Origin of the sequence: Bacillus cereus group sp. Bc031 (assembly GCF_027716265.1) — a bacterium.
Classification (GTDB): Bacteria; Bacillota; Bacilli; order Bacillales; family Bacillaceae_G; genus Bacillus_A; species Bacillus_A paranthracis.
In genome coordinates this window covers 1-672 of record NZ_JAQFUL010000220.1, presented here as the reverse complement: position 1 = coordinate 672, position 672 = coordinate 1, and the positions used below count along the sequence as shown (strand labels likewise).

The following is a 672-nucleotide window of genomic DNA, read 5'->3' as shown; positions in this document are numbered from 1 at the left end:
TCCAAGTATTAATTTACGGGTCTCTTATTAAGGGAATTTAAAGCTGAAATAACAGCTTAAATATAATATACGAGGAGTACATAATATGAAATTAGAAAATGGATGGGAAACGAGCTTTTTAGAAGTCGTACAAAATAGCGAATTTAAGAAAGAGGCACTTCTTAGCCAATTACTTTTTGCAGATAGTGAAGAAGTTGAGGAGCTTGTAGATGATTATGGTTATGAAGAAATCATTGACCGCGAACATGATGATGAATTAGCTGATATTTTAGGAGAAGAACTTTTTAGTGAGATGGAACGACACGTATTCTTATCTTCACAGTCAGAAGAAAAACTTATTTCATTCGTAAATGGATTAGGTTTTCATGTGTTAGATTGGATCGTTCTTCTTGAAACAGAATTTGGCATCGATAGTGCACACTTTACGTCGGATGCTGTGAAAATGTTAGAAAAGCGTTTCAGACAATTTCCATACATAGAAGATAAAACAATTTTTGACATGACATTTGGAGAAGCAATGGATGTATTAGAGTCTATTACAGGATTACAACTGAAAGAAAAGATGAATGTATAATGTAAAAAAAGAACGTGAGACTTAATCCGTACCCTTTGTAAAGGACATTTTAAAAAAAGTTAGGCGGCATCAAGAAGATGATTTCTGTATTCAACAGG

Annotated in this window: 1 protein-coding gene; it reads left to right on the top strand. The window is 33.2% G+C overall.

What is annotated here, in order from left to right; all coding sequences use genetic code 11:
- Positions 1 to 85: 85 nt before the first annotated feature.
- Positions 86 to 574, top strand: coding sequence for a hypothetical protein (locus tag PDQ33_RS28980; RefSeq protein ID WP_000764271.1), 489 nt, complete (start codon positions 86 to 88; stop codon positions 572 to 574).
- Positions 575 to 672: the final 98 nt, after the last annotated feature.

Excerpts from the sequence above, each read along its gene's own strand:
- PDQ33_RS28980 (WP_000764271.1), top strand. The coding sequence starts at position 86 with ATGAAATTAGAAAATGGATGGGAAACGAGCTTTTTAGAAGTCGTACAA.